At 54.6% G+C, this 21,671-nt stretch carries 24 protein-coding genes and 2 tRNA genes; 16 read left to right on the top strand and 10 right to left on the bottom strand.

Annotation, left to right across the window (positions count from 1 at the left end; genetic code table 11):
* Window positions 1-472 precede the first annotated feature (472 nt).
* The 9 genes from D1841_RS11295 to D1841_RS11255 all read left to right on the top strand — a co-directional run bounded on the left by D1841_RS11295 (window position 473) and on the right by D1841_RS11255 (window position 8,202).
* On the top strand, window positions 473-832 hold the full coding sequence (locus D1841_RS11295; protein ID WP_160643145.1) for a hypothetical protein: 360 nt from the start codon (window positions 473-475) through the stop codon (window positions 830-832).
* 4 nt (window positions 833-836) lie between these two features.
* Complete coding sequence (locus D1841_RS11290) at window positions 837-1,319, top strand: nucleotidyltransferase domain-containing protein (RefSeq protein WP_160643144.1); 483 nt, start codon at window positions 837-839, stop codon at window positions 1,317-1,319.
* Window positions 1,316-3,055, top strand: a complete 1,740-nt coding sequence (locus D1841_RS11285) for an ABC transporter ATP-binding protein (protein WP_160643143.1) — start codon at window positions 1,316-1,318, stop codon at window positions 3,053-3,055. The genes D1841_RS11290 and D1841_RS11285 overlap by 4 nt, the downstream gene beginning before the upstream one ends.
* On the top strand, window positions 3,052-4,800 hold the full coding sequence (locus tag D1841_RS11280; RefSeq protein ID WP_160643142.1) for an ABC transporter ATP-binding protein: 1,749 nt from the start codon (window positions 3,052-3,054) through the stop codon (window positions 4,798-4,800). Before D1841_RS11285 ends, D1841_RS11280 begins: the two co-directional genes overlap by 4 nt.
* Before the next feature lie 269 nt (window positions 4,801-5,069).
* Window positions 5,070-5,939: an acetyl-CoA carboxylase, carboxyltransferase subunit beta gene (gene accD, locus D1841_RS11275; protein ID WP_160643141.1), complete on the top strand. Its 870-nt coding sequence runs from the start codon at window positions 5,070-5,072 to the stop codon at window positions 5,937-5,939.
* Window positions 5,926-6,690 carry an acetyl-CoA carboxylase carboxyltransferase subunit alpha gene (locus tag D1841_RS11270; protein ID WP_160643140.1) on the top strand — a complete coding sequence of 255 codons (765 nt, stop codon included), beginning with the start codon at window positions 5,926-5,928 and terminating at the stop codon, window positions 6,688-6,690. The genes accD and D1841_RS11270 overlap by 14 nt, the downstream gene beginning before the upstream one ends.
* Before the next feature lie 290 nt (window positions 6,691-6,980).
* Complete coding sequence (ribF, locus tag D1841_RS11265) at window positions 6,981-7,898, top strand: riboflavin biosynthesis protein RibF (RefSeq protein WP_160643139.1); 918 nt, start codon at window positions 6,981-6,983, stop codon at window positions 7,896-7,898.
* Between the two features lie 120 nt (window positions 7,899-8,018).
* A tRNA-Gln gene (locus D1841_RS11260) sits at window positions 8,019-8,092 on the top strand.
* Window positions 8,093-8,125: 33 nt separating this feature from the next.
* Window positions 8,126-8,202, top strand: a tRNA-Pro gene (locus D1841_RS11255).
* A 202-nt stretch (window positions 8,203-8,404) separates the two neighbouring features.
* Here D1841_RS11255 and D1841_RS11250 read toward each other — a convergent pair.
* The gene (locus D1841_RS11250) at window positions 8,405-8,803 is read right to left on the bottom strand and encodes a hypothetical protein (protein ID WP_160643138.1); all 399 of its coding nucleotides are present in this window, start codon (window positions 8,801-8,803) and stop codon (window positions 8,405-8,407) included.
* Between the two features lie 14 nt (window positions 8,804-8,817).
* Window positions 8,818-10,926: a DEAD/DEAH box helicase family protein gene (locus tag D1841_RS11245; RefSeq protein ID WP_237076305.1), complete on the bottom strand. Its 2,109-nt coding sequence runs from the start codon at window positions 10,924-10,926 to the stop codon at window positions 8,818-8,820.
* Between the two features lie 925 nt (window positions 10,927-11,851).
* On the opposite strand from D1841_RS11245, the gene D1841_RS11240 reads away from it, so the two are divergent.
* The 6 genes from D1841_RS11240 to D1841_RS11220 all read left to right on the top strand — a co-directional run bounded on the left by D1841_RS11240 (window position 11,852) and on the right by D1841_RS11220 (window position 14,562).
* A complete protein-coding gene (locus D1841_RS11240) occupies window positions 11,852-12,277 on the top strand; it encodes a helix-turn-helix domain-containing protein (protein WP_161879908.1) in 426 nt (141 codons plus the stop codon).
* Between the two features lie 387 nt (window positions 12,278-12,664).
* On the top strand, window positions 12,665-12,940 hold the full coding sequence (locus D1841_RS11235) for a DUF4406 domain-containing protein (RefSeq protein WP_202622554.1): 276 nt from the start codon (window positions 12,665-12,667) through the stop codon (window positions 12,938-12,940).
* A 16-nt stretch (window positions 12,941-12,956) separates the two neighbouring features.
* Window positions 12,957-13,250, top strand: a complete 294-nt coding sequence (locus D1841_RS11230) for a hypothetical protein (RefSeq protein WP_161879906.1) — start codon at window positions 12,957-12,959, stop codon at window positions 13,248-13,250.
* Window positions 13,250-14,032, top strand: coding sequence for a DUF2800 domain-containing protein (locus D1841_RS11225; protein ID WP_160643133.1), 783 nt, complete (start codon window positions 13,250-13,252; stop codon window positions 14,030-14,032). Before D1841_RS11230 ends, D1841_RS11225 begins: the two co-directional genes overlap by 1 nt.
* Window positions 14,007-14,078, top strand: coding sequence for a hypothetical protein (locus tag D1841_RS19860; protein WP_371721798.1), 72 nt, complete (start codon window positions 14,007-14,009; stop codon window positions 14,076-14,078). The genes D1841_RS11225 and D1841_RS19860 overlap by 26 nt, the downstream gene beginning before the upstream one ends.
* 67 nt (window positions 14,079-14,145) lie before the next feature.
* Window positions 14,146-14,562: a hypothetical protein gene (locus D1841_RS11220; RefSeq protein WP_201751289.1), complete on the top strand. Its 417-nt coding sequence runs from the start codon at window positions 14,146-14,148 to the stop codon at window positions 14,560-14,562.
* A 60-nt stretch (window positions 14,563-14,622) separates the two neighbouring features.
* Here D1841_RS11220 and D1841_RS11215 read toward each other — a convergent pair whose 3' ends face one another.
* From D1841_RS11215 to D1841_RS11180, 8 genes are all read right to left on the bottom strand, one after another.
* Complete coding sequence (locus tag D1841_RS11215) at window positions 14,623-16,278, bottom strand: ATP-binding protein (protein ID WP_160643132.1); 1,656 nt, start codon at window positions 16,276-16,278, stop codon at window positions 14,623-14,625.
* Window positions 16,275-16,949 carry a winged helix-turn-helix domain-containing protein gene (locus tag D1841_RS11210; RefSeq protein WP_160578014.1) on the bottom strand — a complete coding sequence of 225 codons (675 nt, stop codon included), beginning with the start codon at window positions 16,947-16,949 and terminating at the stop codon, window positions 16,275-16,277. The genes D1841_RS11215 and D1841_RS11210 overlap by 4 nt, the downstream gene beginning before the upstream one ends.
* A gap of 5 nt (window positions 16,950-16,954) precedes the next feature.
* Entirely contained in the window at window positions 16,955-17,593 is a 639-nt protein-coding gene (phoU, locus tag D1841_RS11205; RefSeq protein ID WP_160578013.1) for a phosphate signaling complex protein PhoU, read from the bottom strand.
* Window positions 17,593-18,348, bottom strand: coding sequence for a phosphate ABC transporter ATP-binding protein PstB (gene pstB / locus D1841_RS11200; RefSeq protein WP_201751288.1), 756 nt, complete (start codon window positions 18,346-18,348; stop codon window positions 17,593-17,595). Before pstB ends, phoU begins: the two co-directional genes overlap by 1 nt.
* The gene (gene pstA / locus D1841_RS11195) at window positions 18,345-19,187 is read right to left on the bottom strand and encodes a phosphate ABC transporter permease PstA (RefSeq protein WP_160643131.1); all 843 of its coding nucleotides are present in this window, start codon (window positions 19,185-19,187) and stop codon (window positions 18,345-18,347) included. Before pstA ends, pstB begins: the two co-directional genes overlap by 4 nt.
* Window positions 19,184-20,059: a phosphate ABC transporter permease subunit PstC gene (pstC, locus tag D1841_RS11190; protein WP_160643130.1), complete on the bottom strand. Its 876-nt coding sequence runs from the start codon at window positions 20,057-20,059 to the stop codon at window positions 19,184-19,186. The genes pstA and pstC overlap by 4 nt, the downstream gene beginning before the upstream one ends.
* A gap of 7 nt (window positions 20,060-20,066) precedes the next feature.
* Window positions 20,067-20,879: a phosphate ABC transporter substrate-binding protein gene (locus D1841_RS11185; RefSeq protein WP_160643129.1), complete on the bottom strand. Its 813-nt coding sequence runs from the start codon at window positions 20,877-20,879 to the stop codon at window positions 20,067-20,069.
* 154 nt (window positions 20,880-21,033) lie between these two features.
* Complete coding sequence (locus tag D1841_RS11180) at window positions 21,034-21,408, bottom strand: TnpV protein (protein ID WP_160643128.1); 375 nt, start codon at window positions 21,406-21,408, stop codon at window positions 21,034-21,036.
* Window positions 21,409-21,435: 27 nt separating this feature from the next.
* Here D1841_RS11180 and tnpB point away from each other — a divergent pair.
* The coding region (gene tnpB / locus D1841_RS19855; RefSeq protein ID WP_166554263.1) for an IS66 family insertion sequence element accessory protein TnpB at window positions 21,436-21,671 on the top strand (236 nt) is incomplete at its 3' end.

Here is a 21,671-nt window from a genome sequence, read left to right as displayed (position 1 = left end):
CTGCGGGGACTCTGTCCCACACCCCACTTCTCGCCTGCCGGCTCGGTCGGTCGCTGGACGTGTGCCACTGGCACACAGCGATCCTTTTTGTAAAAAGGTTTGATCCAAAAACCAAGTTTTTATGGAATTAAATCCTTGAAGAATTCACTGAAATCCACTTCAAATATCCGCTGCAAATAAATGAGATCGGATATGTTGATGTTATTGCGGTCTTGCTCGATATGGGCATAATGGCCTAAAGACAGGTGACTCCCCAGTAACTGCAATTTGACAACCACATCAGCTTGTGACATGCTTTTTTGGATGCGGATATTCTGGATGTTTTTGCCAAGTTTAACGTCCTGTATTAGCTTTTTTATTGTGGCTCCCTCCAAATCGTGTATTATCCGGTACACTTATCTTGATTATATTTATTGTATCTGATATACTGTGTACTATCCAGTACAGTAATAATTTTTTGGAGGAATGAAAAATGGACAAAACAGCAAGCAGGCAGGAATTTATAAAGGTGATGCACTGGCTGGCGGAACATCCGGTGGAAAAAAAATTCCTGCTCAACCTGAATGATCCATACAGTGGAGAAGAGTATCTCCGGCTTATGCTTATGCTGGAAGAAGATTCCCTGGAGTATTTTATCCCTCTGGCCTATTACAACGCCTTTATGAACAGGGACATGGAACAGGCTGTGAACCACATAGACGCGGACGCGCTGGAAATGATGGGGGAAAGGCTGGGGCCGGAAGGCTTCTTCCACAATTTCCGGAAGCGGCTGGGAGAAGAGATTGTACGCCGGGAACAAACTGAAGAAAATGACGTATTAGAAGGAGAATGAAAATATGCTGACCCCTGCCCACATAGCAGCCCTGCAAACTATCTCCCGGCTGGCGGCAAAGGAGCCGGGCCTTGTATGGGCCTTGACGGGCAGCACCTCCTTTGCCTTGCAGGGCATGGATGTGCAGGCCCACGACATTGACATCCAGACTGATGAAGCCAGCGCGTATAAGCTGGGGGCTCTTCTTAAAGAATATATTACAGAGCCTGTGCGTTTCTGGGGTACGGAGAAGATGCGCTCCCATTTTGGGCGGTTCCAAATCGGGGGGGCCGAGGTGGAAATCATGGGGGACATTGAAAAGCGCCTGCTGGACGGCAGGTGGCAGGAGGCGCCAGGCCTGGGCGCGCTCACCCGGTATGTGGATTTTGAAGGTATGCGCCTGCCTGTGCTTTCCCTGCGGTATGAGGCGGAAGCATACCGCACTATGGGGCGCACGGCCCGGGCGGAGGAGATAGAACAATATGTGAAGGGAGAGGTAGCGTTGTGAAACGCCTGCTGGGTTACCTGACGGAATATAAAAAGGAGTGCGTGCTTGGCCCGCTTTTTAAACTTTTGGAGGCAAGCTTCGAGCTGCTGGTGCCCCTGGTAATGGCGGCGGTGATTGACACGGGCATTAAGAGCCGGAGCCAGGGATATGTGATACAGATGTGCCTGGTGCTGGTAGGCTTGGGGCTGGTGGGGCTTGTCTGTTCCATCACCGCCCAGTATTTTGCGGCAAAGGCCTCTGTGGGCTTTGCCGCAAAGGTGCGCGGGGCGCTTTTCGGGCACATCCAGCGCCTGGGGTTCCGGGAGCTGGACAGGGAGGGCGCCGCCACCCTTATCACCCGCATGACAAGCGATTTAAACCAGGTGCAAAACGGCATGAATCTGGCCTTAAGGCTGCTGCTGCGCTCGCCTTTTGTGGTGTTTGGGGCTATGGTGATGGCCTTTACCATCGACTGGCGGGCAGCCCTCATTTTCGCTGTGGCAATCCCCCTGCTGGCGGCTGTGGTGTTTGGGGTGATGCTGTGGACTATGCCCCGGTATAAGCAGGTGCAGGCAGGGCTTGACCGGGTGCTGGGCAAAACCCGGGAAAACCTTACCGGCGTGCGGGTGGTGCGGGCCTTTGGCCGGGAGGAAACGGAAACCGCCGCCTTCCAGGAGGAAAACCAGGCCCTCACCCGCCTGCAGGTGTTTGTGGGGCGGGTTTCCGGCCTGATGAACCCGGTGACCTATATCCTCATCAATCTGGCCACCCTGGCGCTGGTGTGGGCCGGGGGCCTACGGGTGGAGGCAGGCGCCATCACCCAGGGGCAGGTGGTAGCCCTCTTAAACTACATGGGCCAGATTCTGGTAGAGCTTGTCAAGCTTGCGAACCTTATCATCAACATCACCAAGGCCCTGGCCTGCGCGGGCCGGGTGGCGGATGTGATGGACATCGCCCCCAGCCTTTCGGAAAAGCCCGGGGCGGCAAAGGCGGGAACCGGGGAGGGCCAGGGCCTTTCTGTGGAGTTCCGGGACGTGTGCCTTGCCTATGAAGGGGCCGGGGCCGAATCCCTCTCCCACATCAGCTTTTCTGTAAAGCCCGGGGAGACAGTGGGCATTATCGGCGGCACCGGCTGCGGCAAAACCTCCCTTGTAAACCTTATCCCCCGGTTTTATGACTGCACCCTGGGCCAGGTGCTTATTGGCGGCGTGCCCGCCGGGGACTGGCCCCTCCAGAAGCTGCGGGGGGAAATCGGCACAGTGCCCCAGCGCGCCCAGCTTTTCTCGGGCACCATCCGGGAAAACCTGCAGTGGGGCGGCGGGGACGCCTCTGACGAGGAGCTGTGGCAGGCCCTGGAAACGGCCCAGGCCAAGGAGTTTGTGGAGAAAAAGCCCAAGGGCTTAGACGAGCCTGTGGCCCAGGGAGGCCGCAACTTCTCCGGGGGCCAGCGCCAGCGGCTTACCATTGCCAGGGCTTTAGCCCGCAGGCCCAGGCTTTTGATACTGGACGACAGCGCCAGCGCCCTGGACTTTGCCACAGACGCAAGGCTGCGCTCTGCCATTAAAAACCTTCCTTATGGGCAGACCGTGTTCATTGTGTCCCAGCGGGCCTCTTCCATCCGGCACGCGGATAAAATCATTGTGCTGGACGACGGCTGCGCTGTGGGGATAGGCTCCCATGAAGAGCTGCTGGAAAGCTGCGGGGTGTATAGGGAAATCTGCGAGTCCCAGATGGAGAAAGGAGGAGAGGGCGCATGAAAGAGAAGGCACAGAAAGGCACTTTAAAAAAAGTGCTGCGCTATATTCAAAAATACCGGCTGTTTGTGGCCCTGTCCCTGGTGCTGGCTGCTGTGACAGTGGCGGGCACCCTGTATATCCCCATCCTTACCGGGCGGGCGGTTGACCTTATCGTTTCCCCGGGGCAGGTGGATTTTCCCGGTATTTTCCGGCTGCTTTTGCAGGCGGGGATTGTCATCGGGATTGCGGCGTTTGCCCAGTGGGTGATGAACCTGTGCAACAACCACGTCACCTACCGGGTGGTACGGGATATCCGCAGCGAAGCCTTCTGCAAGCTGCAAAGCCTGCCCCTTTCCTATCTGGACGCCCACCCCACAGGAGAGGTGGTCAGCCGGGTGATTGCAGACGTGGATCAGTTTGCCGACGGCCTTTTAATGGGCTTTACCCAGCTTTTTTCCGGGATTATCACCATTTTAGGCACCCTGCTTTTCATGCTCAGCGTAAATGTGGCCATCACCCTGGTGGTGGTGCTTATCACCCCGGTGTCCCTCCTGGTGGCGGCTTTTATCGCCAAGCGCACCTATACCATGTTCCACCAGCAGTCCCTGGTGCGGGGGGAACAGACCGGCTTCATTGAAGAGATGATAGAGGGGCAGCGGGTGGTGCAGGCCTTTGGGCAGGAGGAAAAAGCCCAAAAACGGTTTGACGAGATCAATGCCCGGCTGCAGGGCTGCTCTCTGCGGGCCATCTTCTTCTCCTCCATCACAAACCCCTCCACCCGGTTTGTCAACTCCCTGGTGTACACCGGTGTGGGGGTGGCCGGGGCCTTGTCCGTCATCGGCGGGGGCCTTACAGTGGGTATGCTTTCCTGCTTTTTAAGCTATGCCAACCAGTATACCAAGCCCTTTAACGAGATTTCCGGCGTGGTGACAGAGTTGCAAAATGCCCTGGCCTGCGCGGGCCGGGTGTTCGCCCTGATAGAGGAGAAGCCCCAGCAGCCTGATCCGGTAAACGCCCGCACGCTGGTGGATCCGGACGGTCGGGTGCAGGCGGAAAATGTCAGTTTCTCCTACCGCCGGGGCCAGCCCTTGATTGAAAATTTCAGCCTCCAGGTGAAGCCGGGCCAGCGGGTGGCCCTGGTAGGCCCTACCGGCTGCGGCAAAACCACCATCATCAACCTGCTCATGCGCTTTTACGACGTGGACAGCGGGGCTATCTCCGTAGACGGGGAGGACATCCGCCTTTTAACCAGGAAGAGCCTGCGGAAAAACTATGGCATGGTGCTGCAGGAAACCTGGCTGAAGCGGGGCACTATTGCGGAAAACATCAGCTATGGAAAGCCTGACGCAGCCAGGGAGGAAATTGTGGAGGCAGCCAAAGCCGCCCATGCCCACAGCTTTATCAAGCGCCTGCCGAAGGGCTATGACACCACCATTGGCGAAGGGGCGGAAAATCTGAGCCAGGGCCAGAAGCAGCTTCTGTGCATTGCCCGGGTGATGCTCTCCCTGCCCCCCATGCTGATTTTAGACGAGGCCACCTCCTCCATTGACACCCGCACAGAAAGCCGTATCCAGCGGGCTTTCCAGAAGATGATGCAGGGCCGCACCAGCTTTATTGTAGCCCATCGGCTTTCCACCATCCGGGACGCGGATGTAATCCTGGTGATGCGGGACGGGCACATTGTAGAGCAGGGCAGCCACCAGGAGCTGCTGCAAAAGGGCGGGTTCTATGCGGAGCTTTATAACAGCCAGTTCGCCAAAACATGACAGGGTTTGGAAAGGCTCCGCAGGGGCCTTTTCTCTTTTGAACCGGCGCAAAGCCGCCTGCCTGCGAATCGGCCTTTGGGATATATCTTGAAGAAAAAGGACAATGGGTTTGACGTTATGCCAAGAGTCTGGTATAATACGGGAAGCGGCGCGCTGTACTTTGGCAAACACCCCTTTTACAGGCAGCACACTTAAAAACAGGCAAACCCTTTCCAGCGCGCCGGATGCATGGCTGTGAAAAACACAAAGGAAAGGAACGAAGCAAGGGTATGAATCTGATGGGATTATTCCGTTCGCCCCAGAACGAACTGGAAAAAGGGGGCAAGGAAGCGGAGGATCAGGGGATCCGCAATAGCTGCCCCAAATGCGGCGTACAGCTTCCCCTTACCGACTTACAGGAAAACCTGAACGTGTGCAGCGCCTGCGGCTACCATTTCCGCATTGGCCCCCGGGAGCGCATTTTCCACATCTGCGACGAGGGCACGTTCGCGGAGCTGGACGGGGATTTAATGAGCCGGGATCTGCTGGACTTCCCCGGCTATGACCAGAAACTGCGAAACGCCAAGCTTGCCTCCCGGGAAAAGGAAGGCGTGCTGTGCGGCACAGCGGAAATTTCTGGCCGGCCCTGCGCCATTTTCTGCATGGATCCCAATTTCATGATGGGCAGCATGGGCACAGTGGTGGGGGAGAAAATCACCCGGCTGTTTGAGTATGCCACAGGGCACAGCCTGCCGGTGGTGGGCTTTACGGTGTCCGGCGGGGCGCGGATGCAGGAAGGCATCCTCTCTTTGATGCAGATGGCAAAAACCAGCGCCGCCCTGAAAAAGCACAGCGATGCCGGGAATTTTTACCTTACAGTGCTTACCGACCCCACGCTGGGGGGCATTACCGCCAGCTTTGCTATGGACGGGGACGTGATTATGGCAGAGCCGGGGGCCACTATCGGCTTTGCCGGCGCCAGGGTGATTGAGCAGACTATCCGCAAAAAGCTGCCCCAGGGCTTCCAGACGGCGGAATTTCTGCTGGAGCATGGCTTTGTGGATTTGATAGTCCCCCGCAGCGAGCAGAAGCAGGCCATTGCCTGGCTTTTGCAGGTGCATACAGCAAAAGAGAGGAGGGAGCAGGATGAGCGCCTATGATAAAGTCCTGCTGGCCCGGGCCAAAGACAGGCCCACGGGCATGTCTTACATTGAAAATATTTTTTCCGCCTTTGTAGAACTACACGGCGACCGCCGCTTTGGGGATGACCCTGCCATTGTGGGGGGGCTTGCGGAGCTGGAGGGAATGCCTGTGACGGTTATCGCTATGGAAAAAGGCGGGGACATGAAGGAAAAGGTGCGCCGCAACTTCGGCTCCCCCAATCCCGAGGGATACCGCAAGGCCCTGCGCCTGATGAAGCAGGCGGAAAAGTTCCACCGGCCAGTGGTGTGCTTTGTGGACACCTCCGGGGCTTACTGCGGCTTAGGCGCGGAGGAGCGGGGCCAGGGCCAGGCCATTGCGGAAAACCTGCTGGAAATGATCGACCTGAAAACCCCTGTTGTCTCTATTCTCGTTGGGGAAGGGGGCAGCGGCGGCGCTTTGGCTATGGCTGTGGCAGACCAGGTGTGGATCCTGGAAAATGCCGTGTATTCCGTCATCTCTCCCGAGGGCTGCGCCAGCATTTTGTGGAAGGATCCCAAGCGGGTAAAGGACGCGGCAGACTGCCTGCACATTACGGCCCAGGATATGGCGGAACTGGGCGTGGTGGAAAAGGTTATCCCGGAAGAGGAGGGGTTTGACTGCGCCTATGCCCAGATAAAAGAAGAGCTTTGCGCCCTGCTTCCCAGCCTCCTGGCCTTAACCCCGGAAGAGCTGCTGGAAAAACGTTACCAGCGTTTCCGCAACTTTTAGCAGCGTAACGCCGCGCCTAAGACGCGGGGCACGGACGGAGCCATCCGCTGCGGAATGAAATTCCGCGCTCATGCAGGCCGCCAGACCTTTTGCTTTGGAAAGGAATGCCCAAAGCGTAGCGCCGGAAAAATTCGATGTTCCCTCCTCTTTTCAAAAAGGATAGCCGCACCTCTGGCGGGGCGGCTGCTATGAGCCGGTCGAGCTGGCAGGACAGGCTCATAGCCCCAGTGTCTCAGCCTGTTTGTGTAAAACCCTCATGATATGCCAAAATGAAGAAAGGAGCGCCGGGTATGGAAATCATAAGCAGCTTGGAAAATATAGGGTGCGACCTGCCCTGCTCTCTGGCCTTGGGCGCTTTTGACGGCCTGCACAGGGGGCACATGGCAGTAATAAAGGCTGCCTGCGGTGCAGAAGGGCTGGTTCCGGGGGTGTTCACCTTTGCTTCTGCCCCTAAGGGCGCGCCTGCCCTGCTTACGCCAGAGGACAAGCTGCTCTTGCTGGAAAAGGCTGGTATGCGCCAGGTGTGCCAGGTGGACTTCGCTTCCCTGTGCCATATGGAGGCGGAGCGCTTTGTGCGGGAAGTCCTCTTTCAAAGGCTTCATGCCGTCCGGCTTTGCTGTGGCGAGGATTTCCGGTTTGGCCGGGGTGCGGCGGGAAATACCAGCTTGCTGGCCGCCCTCTGTAAGGAATCCGGTGTTGCGCTGGAAATCCTGCCTCCTGTCCGGGAGAAGGGGAAGAAAATCAGCTCCACCCTTATCCGCGCCGCTGTGGAGCAGGGGGACATCCCCCTTGCCAACCGCCTTCTGGGCCGGCCCTTTGGCTTTTCCCTGCCGGTTATACATGGCAACCACATTGGACATTCCCTAGGCACGCCCACCATAAATCAGGCCCTTCCCGAGGGCTTTATTCAGCCCCGCTTCGGCGTATACGCCGCCTGGTGCCAAGTGGGGGAAGCGTTTCACTGCGGGGTGGCAAATATTGGCGTGAAGCCTACGGTAGGCTCAGACCGGGTGCTGGCAGAAACCTGGATGCCCCATTTTTCCGGAGACTTGTATGGGAAGGCTGTCCGGTTGTTCCTGCTGGAGTTTTTACGGCCTGAAAGGAAATTTCCGTCCCTGGAAGCGCTGAAAGCAGAAATTCTGGAAAATGCCCGGCAAGCCCAGGCTGTTACCCGGCGGGTTCCTGCCCCTGCAGCCCTGGGAGGATGACGGGGCGGCGTTTTTCTGAAAAGAAAAAAATTTAAAAAAATTTGCAGAAGCCCTTGACTTTTTCTCAAAGTTTGGTATAATAATAACTGCTCTTGAGTGACAGGTACGCAAGAGGGATATAGCGGTATTGTGTAATGGTAGCACAGCAGACTCTGACTCTGTTTGTCTGGGTTCAAATCCTGGTACCGCTGCCAGGCCCCGGTTTTATCTAACCCGGGGCTTTTTTTCGAGGTGTGGCTCAGTTTGGTAGAGCGCTACGTTCGGGACGTAGAAGTCGCAGGTTCAAATCCTGTCACCTCGACCATGTAGGGACGGAGATTTTGATACAATGGGTATCAAGATTTCTGTCCCTACTTTTATGTTAAAACGGATGTTTTCAGCCGATTTTCGTACATTTTCAGAAAAAGCACCGCTGTGGGCCAGAATAATTTCCGGCCTACAGCGGTGCTTTTTTGCTTTTCCATGGGTTCTGGGCACTTGTATGCGTTGAAACTTTGCATAAGGCGTTAGATTTTTGGGTTTGTAAGTGGAGAAAGCCAGAAACGGTGTTTGTACCAATGGTAGCATTCGTGCGCAAGCGTATTATTTTTCCGTCCGGGGTTGAGAATGGCCGAATCGAGGAACACAGTGGGCTGCTTTACCTCATAGCCGATATATTCCTCAGATGACCAGTCATAAACCTCAATGATTCCGGCGGTAAAAGCAATGGCTCCCTGGATGCTGTCATCGGGAGAAAGGTCCTCGGTATCCACGATATCGAGATTCATCTGCTTTTGCGCTATTTCCCGTATCGGCGTTGCCTGCGGGCTATCGAGGACTTTTTTACAGTATTTTCGCAGAAAGGCTTCTGCCTCAGCCTCAAAGTCCTCGACAAAAGGCATGAATGGGTTTTTATCATTCTGCATAGGCCGTATCCCTCCTACCTATCTTCGCCGCGCAGAATACGATAAATCTCACTCATGAATACGCTTGCAATCCGTGCACGGACATCTTCATTATTCAGAAGCAGGGTATAAAAGTCTGCGTTCTGATCGTAGCCTTCCACGAGAGCGTCCTGGATACAATCGTCATAGGTAAACTTGAAATCGTCAAGAGAGTTATTCTTTGCGCTCTTGGTAAGCCTCTCTTTAAATTCGGGATTTTGCAAAAGCAGGTCTCTGATTTGCATGGCGGATTTTGTTGCGAAATCCGTGCCGTACTTCTTGTCATAGAGGGCGTTTACCTCGTCAATAATCTGGGAGAGCCGCTTTTTCTGTTCTTCCTCCACACTGGCGGGCTTTGGCTTCTTGATTTTTACTTCCGCCTGTGCCTCAATTTCCGGTTTCTTGTATTCACCGGTCTGTTCCTGCCGAAATTCGCTGACGGTGATCTTGTCGGCAATATCAAAGTTGTTCCCGCCGCCGCCGACATTGATTTCCTTGATGAGATAACTCAGGAAATTGTACCGCCTGTGCAGTTCAAGATTTTCATATGCCGTAGCCTGAATAAGGAAGCAGTATCCTTTGAGGAATCGGCGGATGGTTTTAACAATAGCCTCCTGGTCGGTTTCTGACTTCCTTTCAACCTTCTTTACGGCAACATCGAGCAGGTTCCACATCCGTTCCTTATCCCTTGCCGACCGCTTTGCCTGATACAGATAGCTGTTGAATTCGTCAATATCATCCACATCAAGGAAGTCGTAGGTATCCAGTTCGCGGTCAAGATCGCGGATATCTGACGGAGAGATGGTTTCAAAGAGGATTGTATCCTTGTAATACGGCGCAAACGCCTTCTTGATATCCTCGTAATCATTTTTGAAATCAAGGACGAAGGTGGTCTTGTCATAAGGCGGATAAATGCGATTCAGGCGAGAGAGCGTCTGCACAGCGGCCACGCCCTTCAGCTTTTTATCCACATACATTGCCACCAGCTTGGGCTGGTCAAAGCCCGTCTGATACTTGTTCGCAACGATAAGCACCTGATAGCAGCTGCGGTCAAACTCGTAGCGCAGTTCTTCCTCTTTGATTTGGTTCATGCCGTACTCGGAGTATTCCACGCCTTTGATTTTGACTTTGCCTGAGAAAGCAACAAGAGCCTTGATATCCGTGTAACCGTGGTCATGGATATACTTCACGAACGCCTGCTTGTATTCCACGGCTGCCTGGATGGATGAAGTAACGACCATTGCCTTGGCGGAGCCGCCGAGCAGATGAGCGACATTCGCGCGGAAATGCTCCACTATGATTTCAACCTTCTGTGCGATGTTCGTGGTGTGCAAATCGATGAACCGCGCCATTTTTCTCTTGGCGGCGATTGTCTTCAGTTCCGGGTCATCCTCGATGGCCTTATTGATGTGGCAGTAGGTTTTCCATGTCACATAGTTGTCGAGGACATTCAAGATGTATTCTTCCTCGATTGCCTGTTTCATGGAATACAAATCGAAGGATTCCTTCTTGCCCTCAGCGTTCAGCGTTCCGAAAAGCTGAATGGTGTCCGGCTTGGGCGTGGCGGTAAAGGCAATCATGGAGACATTCGGCTGTTTGCCGCTCTTCTTGATTTCCTCACGCATCTTGTCTTCTTCGGTTTTCTCTTCCTCGGAATCATCGTTCGTCAGAACCGTTGTCACGGACTGCATGAAGGTTCCTTCCGTGGAAGAGTGCGCCTCGTCAATTAGGACGGCGAAGGTCTTGTCCTTAAGATTAGTAAGTAGCTTGTTATCGAGGATGTAATAAAACTTATGGATGGTGGTAACGATAATCTTCGTGTTTCCACGCAGGGCAATCGCCAGATCGTTGGAGTCGCACTTATCGTCCATGACCTTGACCTGCCCACTTTTATGTTCCATGCCCATGATGGCTTCCTGCAGCTGGCGGTCGACAACGATACGGTCGGTGATGACCAGCACAGTATCAAACACATTATTATTATCGGCATCATGCACTGTGGACAGAATATGAGCAAGCCACGAAATCGTCTCAGTCTTTCCGCTGCCCGCCGAATGCTCGATCAGATAGTTGCAGGACGAGTGGTTGAGAATGACATCGTTCATGACCTTTTCCACAGCGCGGAGCTGGTGGAAACGCGGGAATATCAGTTCTTTTGTGCGATGCACCTTGCCCGTGTCAGAGTTCTTGCGTTCCTTCGTCTTGATGTAGATGAACCGCTCGATAAGGAAAAGAATCTTATCCTTTGTCCAGATGTCCTCCCACATATAGGAGATATTGATGAGCGTATGGTTCGTTTCACAGAAAGCGCCATCGCCCAAGATAAGTGGGATATCCTTAACCGCTTAATGAAACTGGGCGACCACCCTCTTGACGAAAAGGCTGTGGCCTCGCTAATGGAAAAATAGCGTCCCATTGTCTTTCCGTTTTCAATGAAATTCCCCCATGGTACCCTAATAGTGCCATGAGAGGGGTTAAATCAAAAGCCGGAGCAAATCTGCTCGACCCTTTAGTGGTCAACAGATTTGCTCCGGCTTTTTTTGCGTTCTGGATTGGACATGGCGTGTCCGATGCAGAAAATTTTTCCATGGTACTATGGTCACAAAGGCGCAGGAAAACGAACGACGGTCAATTCAAAGTCGACCGCCGAAGGTACGGGGCACAAAACCCGATAATTCGGCAGCATATTAAAGCACCGGTCGGCCCCGTTTTTTCTCTGAAAAATCGTTATACACAGTAAGGTCAAAACGGCACCGCCGTGGAGATAAAAATATCAAAGCCTGGATGCATACAGGCAAAGGATGCTATAGTCGCTAACTCTTCATTGAAGAGAATGCACACATGGCACCCTTAGTTCTGTGCATCCATTTTTGACTGCATGGGCCTGGGGCGCTGTATCGCTCCGGGCCTTTCTGCATCCTTTGCCCCGCCCAGGCGGAAAGGGCATCTATTATGAAGAATCAACAGAAATCCGCAGTCAAGACCAACGCCATGGTCAAGGCCACCTACCAAGATATCGCATTCAATAAGGTGGTCAGTGACATCCCCGCCCATACGCCAAAGTTCAAGACCTATGTGGAGCAGACCGCTGCCATCATGGACGAGCTACCCGGTAAGTTCGGAGCGACCCTGGCCTACCACATGAATAAGCTCCATCTGACCAACGAGGCTCTGGCTGGCCGGTGCCTCATCAATGAGGACACGATCCGCAAATACCGGAACGGCTCCAATAAGTCGAAGCCAAACATTCAGACCGTTATCGCACTGTGTGTGGGCCTCCAGCTCCCTCTGCCGTTCAGTCTCGATCTGGTACATAAGTCCGGTCACACCTTTGCTGGTGAGCCAAGCGACATCGCCTATCTGACGATTCTCTCCACCATGACGGGGTGCAGCATCTACGACTGCAATGCACTACTCCGCAGCACAGGGGTTTCCCCGCTGGCAAAAGAAAAATAAAAAAAGTTTTCTGGCTATCGGGTTTTCAAAGTCCGGCTGCTCAACCGTTGAAAGAGGCCGCTTTCCGAGACTCTGACCCAGTTTGGAGCCTTGGAAAGCGGCCCATTTTCGGGTTTTCAACATCCGGGTCAAACGGAGCCTGGACGATTATTATTAGCCCATGAGTTGGCCACTCAAACAGCCACCGCCCGCCCGGGTGGCGGTGGCAGCAACCATCAACCATCAACCACACGGGATGCACCCGAATGACTTGAAAGGATAACCGAAATGCAACAAGTTTTCATCTGTTCCCCCTACCGTGGGGACATCGACCACAACATTAAGGTTGCCAGGAACGCGGGTCGCCTCGCCGCCAAGACCGGCTACGTTCCCGTCATCCCCCACCTGATGTATCCGCAGTTCCTCCGGGACGATCTCCCGGACGAGCGCATCCTCGGCATCCAGCTTGGGGCCGAGCTGCTGAAGGCCAGCGACATGATGTGGTTCATCGGCAGCAAGATCACCAGGGGCATGAAGTATGAGCTGGAGATTGCCAAGAAGATGCGCATCCCCATCCGCTGCTACGATGAGCAGCTCAACCGCATCACCCCGGACACGCTTTCCATCGATGACCGGGTGGATGAGGAGTTCCTCGCCGAATTGCAGGGCGCACACATCATCTGAGGAAAGGATACCACAAATGGATAAGAAAGTCTACAGCCAACTGGCTGAAGGCTTCGAGCTGCTGGCGGCTGGCTACCGCTCCCTGGCTGAACAGGGAGCGGAGGCCACCCCCTCTGCGGCCCCGGAGCCGAACAAGAAAACCGAAAAGCCCATCACCATCGAGCAGGTCCGGGCTGTCATGTCCGCCAAGAGCGATGAGGGTAAAACCGCCCAAGTCAAGGCCCTGCTGATGAAGTATGACGCTGGCAAGCTGTCTGGCGTCAAGCCGGAGGACTACGCCGACCTCCTCCGAGAAGTGGAGGCGCTCTGATGCCTTCCACACACGCGAGATTTTCTCCTTCGGCTGCGAACCGCCGCCTCCACTGCCCTCCCTCCTTGATGCTGGAGGAGCAGTTCCAGGACGAGGAGAGCGCCTACGCCGCCGAAGGGACCGCAGGCCATGCGATGGCTGAACACCTCATCAAGAAATATCTCAAGCAGCGCACCCGCCGCCCGGTGTCTGACTACTACCCGGACGAGCTGCTGGAGGCCGTGGAGGAGTACGTTTCCTTCGTCCAGGGCGAGATCGAGGAGGCGCGGCGGGTCTGTAAAGACCCGGTGTTCACGGTGGAGCAGCGGGTGGACGCTTCGGAGTATGTGGAGGGCTGTTTCGGCACCGCCGACATGGTCATCGTGACCGACAGCTACATCCACATTATCGACCTCAAGCTGGGCCGTGGTGTTCAAGTGTTCGCCGACCACAACGAGCAGCTCATGATCTACGGCCTGGGGGTTCTCAGCAAGGCGGAGCTGCTCTACGACCCCAAGGTGGTGCGGCTGACCATCTTCCAGCCCCGGCTCAACCATTGCTCCACCTGGGAGATCGACCCGGCAGAGCTGGAGCAGTGGGGCGAGAAAGTTCTCCGGCCCACCGGGGCGATGGCCCTTATGGGAGCCGGGGAGTTCGCAACAGGGAGCTGGTGCCGTTTCTGTAAGGCCCGGAACCAGTGCCGCGCCAGGGCCGAGGAGTTCCTCAAGCTGGCCCGCCGGTCTGGGCAATGTCCAGTTCGTGAAGGACGGCGAGGCCCTGGGTGGCCGCACCAAAGCCTCTGACGATTTCGAGGCGATGGCGGACGAGGATGAGGATTTCCTGTCCTAACACACACAACCGCATGGCGGGAGGGGTGGATGGCCTCCACCCCTCCTTGCACTATCTGGAGGCAGTTATGAGCCTATTGGCAATCGACATCGAAACCTTTTCTGACGTAGACCTTCCGAAATGTGGCGTGTACGCCTATTCGGATTCGCCCCTGTTTCAAATCCTCCTCTTTGCCTACGCCTTTGACGATGAGCCGACCCAGGTGGTCGATCTGGCCTGTGGGGAGCAGCTCCCCGACCGGGTGCTGGCGGCGTTGGAGGATGAAACCATCACCAAGACAGCATTCAACGCTGCGTTCGAGCGGACGTGTATCTCGCGCCACCTGGGGCGGCGGCTCTCCCCGGTGGGCTGGCAGTGTACTGCCGTCCAATCTGCAATGAGCAGCCCCGTAGCACGATACCAAACCTTATCATCGCCCGGTTTTCTCCTTGCGGATGTCTTATGTTTTAGCAGTGGAACATTTGTTTGTCAAGACTTTCTTTAAGTTTTACTTTGTCTCTCAGGTGCAAATTCGGGCAACATAGCGCTCTGCGATTAACCCTTTCTATATCGGCAAGCGGACAGTGATCGTTGTTCCCTCACCCACTGCGCTGTCCACCTCAATCGCCCCGTGATGAATCAGCACAGCGTGCTTGACGATGGAGAGTCCCAATCCTGTGCCGCCAACCTCTTTGGAACGGCTCTTATCCACACGGTAGAACCGCTCAAAAATGCGCTCCTGCTCCTGAGCGGGAATGCCTATACCCGTATCCGAAACGGTGAGAAGGACGCTGTCGCCCTGCCCTTCAACGCTGACCTTTACTTCGCCGCCGTTTCTGTTATACTTAATGGCGTTGTCGCAAAGATTGTAGAGGATACTGTGGAGAAGCTGCGGAATGCCGTGCAGACAGCAATACTCTCCGTGCAGAGACGTCTTCACTTCCGCTGCTTTCGCTTCCGCCTCCAAACCGGCGATGGCTTTCGCCGCAAGCTCATACAGATCGATCTCTGTCCACTCCATGTCCTCTGCGCCCTCGTCTAAATGGGAAAGGCTCAAGATATCCTCCACCAGACTTGTCATGCGCTGGGCTTCCCTGTATATCTTTCCCGCAAAGGGGACGATATCCTCCTGCTTCACCATGTTGTTTTGAAGCAGCTCCGCATAGCCGGAAATGGAGTGCAGGGGCGTTTTCAGCTCATGGGACACATTGGAGGTGAATTCACGGCGCATCTGCTCCGCATTTTCCTTTTCGGTCACATCGAAAAAGCAAAGAGCGGCACCGGCAACTTTTCCTTCAGACATAATTGGGCTGGCGCTGATTTGGTATTGCCCGGTTTCAAGGCCTACGGTCTGCACTTCGCTCTGCCCCTGCAATGCCAGAGATAAAATGTCATGCAGGTCCAAATTCCTGCTGACGGTGAGCATATCCGTACCAACACAATTTTGGCTTGCGCCCAGCAGAGCCATGGCAGCGGGATTGATGCTGACGATCTTTCCTCGTTCATTCAGCAGTACCATACCTTCGCTCATACTGCCGATGATAGTGTCCAGCTCGGCCTGCTTCTGTTCCAGCCGGGTCTTTTGTCCCCGCAATTGTTTCTGCTGGCCGTCGATCCGACGAAGAAGAGGTGCAAGTTCGTCATAGCCCTCGTTTGAAAGAGGATGATTTAAATCAATTTCATTCAAAGGCTTCACAATGCTTTTAGAAAGGCGGACAGCGAGGACAACGGACAGGACAACCGCCAGAACTATGACAATGCTTATCGGCTGTGCCATACCAAGTACCAGCGTTAAAATGGAGCTTTGCGCAATGGAAAGACGCAGGACGGTTCCGTCCTCCAAACGTTGCGCCGCATAAAGAGAGCGATCCATCAGCGTAGCGGAATACCGTTTACTTTCCCCATAGCCTGTGGCAAGGGCTTCTTTGATCTCCTCACGCTCCAAATGGTTCTCCATATCCGAACTGAGTGCATCGCTGTCATACAGCACCGTCCCGTCTGTGTCGATCCATGTAATACGATAATCCCGCACCGTAAGGTCGCTAAAATAGGCGGTTTCTTCATTGGTGACTCCCTGTGCGGCAAGCTCTAACTGCATTTGAAGCTGCCTTTGCTGCACCCCCGAAAAGTAGCTGTACAGCACGCCCATAATGAGAATTAAGGAGGCAAGGAAAACCGCAATGGCGACAAAGCAGATGGAGCGGAAAATCCGTTTTGTCATAGCTTATCCTCCATACGGTAGCCGATACCCCGCACCGTTGCAATTAGGCTGCTGTATTTCCCCAGCTTTGTCCGCAGGGTGCCGATATGTACATCCACTGTTCGTGTTTCGCCGATATAGTCCAGCCCCCAAACGGTTTCCAGCAGATGCTCACGGGTGAACACCCTGCCGATGTTTTCCATGAAGGTGAACAGCAGCTTAAATTCTTTCAATGTAAGCTCCACACGCTCTCCGTCGATCTGAACAATGCAGGACCCAGGGTCAAGCTCCAGTCCGTCGATGCGCAGAGGCTCCCGTTCTTCCCTCGGAGCGGTGCGGCGCAAAACCGCCTTGACTCTTGACACCATTTCCATCATGCCGAAAGGCTTTGAAAGATAATCGTCTGCGCCCAAGTCAAGTCCGGTCACTTTATCGTATTCCGTGCCCTTGGCAGTGGCCATAATGACGGGGATATCCTTTGTCACGATTTGGGAACGCAAGCTTTTGAGAATGGAAATCCCGTCCTCTCCGGGCAGCATAATATCCAGCAGGATAAGCTCCGGTCTTTGCTGCTTCATGGCTTCCCAAAACGCTGCGTCATCCCCAAAGCCGACAGCTTCAAAGCCGGCGGCGTTCAGAGTATATATCATCAGGTCACGAATTCCGCTGTCGTCCTCCACACAAAAAATCATCTTTTTCATCCCTTGCTTCCGGTAATGGAGAACACCACCCATTTTGCAATGTTGACTGCGTGATCCCCGATTCGTTCAAAATATTTTGCGACCATCAAAAGGTCGATGGTCTGCTCACCGTCGATTCCCGGTTGGCTGAAGCGGCCAATCAGCAGCTTTTTGACACGGTCAAAGCAGTCATCCACCACATCGTCATAGGCGATGACCGCCTGTGCCATAGCGTCGTCTTTTTTTACAAAGGCGTCAATGCTCTCGCTGACCATCTTTATCACAGCAAGCGCCATGTTACGGACTTCTTCCGTATCACCGCCCACCTTGAGGTTTGCCATCCTGACGATTTCGGCAATGTCAGCAGACTGATGTCCGATGCGCTCCATATCCGTGACCATTTTCAGGGCGGAGGAGATGATGCGCAGATCCTTCGCCACCGGCTGCTGCTGTAAAAGCAGTTTCAGGCAAAGGCTTTCGATCTCCCTTTCCTTCTGCCCGATCTGCTCTGCAAGCGCAGGTATGGACTCGGTCAGGGCGAGGTCGCCTTCCGCCACAGCTTTGGCGGACATGGCGATGGCGTTTTCGCACAGGGCGCCCATGGTGATCATCTCTTTATTCAGCAGATCAAGCTGCTCATCAAACCTTGAACGCATTATCCGAACCTCCCTGTGATGTAATCTTCTGTGCGCTTGTCCCGGGGCTGGGAGAATAAAGCTTCCGTTTCGCCTATCTCTACCAGCTCGCCCAGCAGGAAAAACGCCGTTTGGTCAGAGATTCGGACCGCCTGCTGCATATTGTGGGTCACGATAACGATAGTATAGCGCTTTTTCAGCTCAAGAGCAAGCTCCTCTATTTTGCCGGTAGAGATTGGGTCGAGGGCGGAGGTGGGCTCGTCCATCAGCAGTACCTCCGGCTCCACCGCCAGCGCACGGGCGATGCAAAGCCTCTGCTGCTGCCCGCCGGAGAGTCCCAGGGCAGACTTCTTCAGCCTGTCTTTCACCTCATCCCAGATAGCCGCCCCTTTTAATGACCGCTCCACGATCTCATCCAGCATCGCCTTGGAGCGAATACCGTGGGTACGGGGACCGTAGGCGATATTGTCGTAAACGCTCATGGGGAAGGGGTTGGGCTTCTGAAATACCATGCCAATGTTCTTCCGAAGGTCGTTGACATCTACTGATTTTTCAAAAATATTGCGCTCTTGGTACAGCACCTCGCCTGTGATCCTCACCTCGGGGATCAGGTCGTTCATACGGTTCAGGGTTTTGAGGAAGGTGGATTTCCCGCAGCCGGAGGGACCGATCAAGGCGGTGATGCTCTTTTCCGGGATCTGCATATCAATATTTTTCAGTGCCTGGGTCTTGCCGTACCACAGGCATAAATCGTCCACTGTGATCACTGCACTCAAGCTGTTCGCCTCCTTTGAAAATATCTGCTCACAAGCGCCGCCGCAAGGTTGATGAGTAGCGTCAGTATCATTAAAACCGCAGCGATGGCAAAGGCCACCTCAAACTCTCCCTGCTCTTTGGCGTAGACATACAGCGCCACCGTAAGGCTGCACCCCGAGCTGAAAAGTGTGCTTACAACACCGCCGAGGGTATGGGCAAAGCCCGCCGTAAACAGCAGTGCCGCCGACTCACCCAAGATCCTGCCCACTGTGAGGATACAGCCGGTGATAACGCCGTCTACACAGCCGGGAAGCACTACGGTGCGGATGACCCGCCACTTTCCGGCTCCCAAACCAAACGCCCCCGCACGATAGCTCTGGGGCACTGTTTTCAGGCTCTCCTGTGTCGTGCGCATCACGGTGGGCAGATTCATAATGACCAGCGTCAGCGCGCCCGCAAGCAGACATTTGCCGAAATTATTGGCAAAAGCCAGCATTCCCACAAGGCCGTATATGATAGAGGGAATGCCGGAAAGGGTTTCGGCTGCATATTCGATCATGCTGACAATGCGCCCGTTATGGGCATATTCCGTCAGATAGACCGCCGCTCCCACGCCCAGCGGCAGAACGATAATAAGGGTCGCAAGCACAAGATAGACCGTGTTCACGATATCCGGCAGAATGCCAATTTTGTTTTGCAGGTAGCTGGGGCTTTCGGTCAGTAGCTCCCATGTGATATTGGGAAGTCCCTTCGCAAATATGAAGCCGACCAGGAAGAGAACCAATGCGCCTGTCAGCCCCACCGAAAGCCACATCAGCAGCTTCATTACGATACTATAAGCCCTGCGCTTTCCGCTCATTTGGCTCCCTCCTTGTCCCGCTTCAAAAAGAAGTTGAGGCAGGCGTTAATCAGCATGATAAAGAGGAACAGCACCAGAGCAATGGAAAACAGCGCCTGCCGTTGCAGACCGGAGGAATAGGACATCTCGGTTGCCACAGCCGTTGTAAGAAAACGCACGCTGCCGAACAGAGAGGGCATATTCGCCACATTCCCGCAGACCATCATAACCGCCATAGCCTCGCCAATGGCCCTGCCTACGCCCAGCACCACGGCGGCGGCAATGCCGCTTTTTGCCGCTGGAACAGACACTCTGAAATAGGTTTCCACCGGCGTCGCGCCCAGAGACAGGGAAGCGTCCTCATATTCCTTCGGCACGGCCTCCAGCGCCGTGACCGATACCTTTACGATAGAGGGCAGGATCATCACCGCCAGCACGAGAATTGCGGCAAAAAGGCTAGCCCCATCGGGCAGCCGGAAGGCTTCTCTTATGGCGGGAACCAGCACGATCATACCCACCAGACCGTACACCACCGATGGGATGCCTGCCAGCAGGCTGACCGCCGTACCCACCGCAGATTTCACCCCTTTCGGCGCCAGCTTTGCCAGGCACACCGCTGTCAGAAAGCCCACGGGCACGCCGAGGACAATCGCCCCGGCCGTTCCGTAAACACTGGTGAGAATAAAGGGCAATATCCCATAGGACGGCTCCGCCGCAGTGGACGCCCACACCTTCCCGAACAGGAACTGCACAAGCCCTATCTCACGAATCGCCGGCAGTCCGGCGATCACCAGATATACGGTGATGAGCAGCACGCAGCCCACCGTCACAAGCCCAATCAGAAGGAAAACTCCGTACACAAATCTTTCAAAAGCCGCTTTTCTGTTCTTCATGGGTTTATCACTTCACAGGCACTGCGCCTGCATTTTTGATGACCTCCGCCGCCTCTTCGGAAGTGATGTAGTCGAAGAACTTCTGCGCCGAAGGACTGAGGGTTTCGTCCTTTTTTGTCACCAGTACAAAATTGCGCTGCACAGGATAACTGCCGTCCTTGATGGTTTCGTCGCTGGGCGCAACGCCGCCCACGGTGAGCGCTTTCACACTGTCCTTGAGGGAGGCGAGAGAGGCATACCCGACAGCCGCCGGATTGCCTGCCACGGTGGTGATCACATCGCCGGTGGAGGTCAGCTCCTGACGGTATTTGCAGTTGTCCTTTGTGCCGGTGATGGATTCAAAACCATCTCGGGTGCCGCTGCCGGCCTCTCTGCCAATGAGCGCGATCTCGGCGTCAGCGCCGCCCACATCGCTCCAGTTTGTGATCTCGCCGGTGAAAATCTTGCCGATAGTTTCCACATCCAGATCGGCGACAGGATTTTCCGGATTGACGATAATGGCGATACCGTCGTAGGCCAGTACAGTGCCCTCAAGTCCCTGTGCGATCTCCTCATCCTTCAGGTCACGGCTGGAAAGACCGATGTCGCAACGCCCCTCCGCCACCGCCGTAATTCCTGAGCCGGAGCCGGTGGGATTGTATGTGACGGAAATGGACTTGTTCTCGCTTTCAAAGGTTTCCTTCAGCGCCCCGATTACCTTTTCCATAGAGGTGGAGCCATCCGTGGATACCGTGCCGCCGGTACTTCCGCAGCCTGTCAGCACAGAAAGAGCAAGTACTCCCATAAGACCGAGAGCCAGAATTTTCTTTCCAAACTTCATTTTGCATTTCTCCTTCTCGTTTCATGATTTTCATTTCGGACTACGCCCAAATCATACCGCCCGAATGTCAAATCGGTTATCGGAGAAATGTAAAATCCTTGTAAAGGCGCTAAAGGTCCAGGAAGGGCTGTACCGCTTGGCACAGCCCTTCCTCTTACGCATAGATGATTTCGTTATAGATAGCTTCCTCCGTAGCGTTGCGGATATTGTTCATTCTTCCTACCCACGCCATCATGTCGGCAGCTTTCAGCGCTTCTGTCGCGCCCTGCTTTTCTGCCATCTGCTTTGTCAGTCGCTCGAACATCTCCTGTGCCTGTTCCTCCACATCGGCAAGGTGCGCTTGGAGCTTCCCACTGGTCAGCAGATTGTAGTACAGCACACGACGGTGTTCCTTGAGGTACTTCCGCCGCCGTTCTCCCCATACACCGATATGCCGTTCTTCCTGCGACGGTAAGGCAAGATTGGGCAAGCAGTAATCACCTTGCCGAGTGTATGTGCCGCCCATCTGATCAAATAATGATTTTTCCATCTTGATGACCTCTTATGTTGGAATGTAATCCGATTCTACTATACAGGGCTGGACGGGCTGCTGGGGATCATCCGGTATCAACTGAACCACAGCCCCTATGACGGAAATCTGTACGTTTTTCGTGATTTGAGTGGAAGTATGATAAAATATTTAGAGTGGGACGGGGCGGGTTTCTGCCTGAGCAAGCGCCGTGCCCAGAGCGGGAGCTACCCTTGGCCGCCAGCTGAAGCAGGAAAGGTATTGGAAATAACGGAGAAAGAATT

Source organism: Neglectibacter sp. X4 (assembly GCF_009917365.1).
Lineage (GTDB): Bacteria > Bacillota > Clostridia > Oscillospirales > Acutalibacteraceae > Acutalibacter.
The sequence above is the reverse complement of the archived record's forward strand: the minus strand, read 5'-3'. Positions and strand labels throughout refer to the sequence as shown.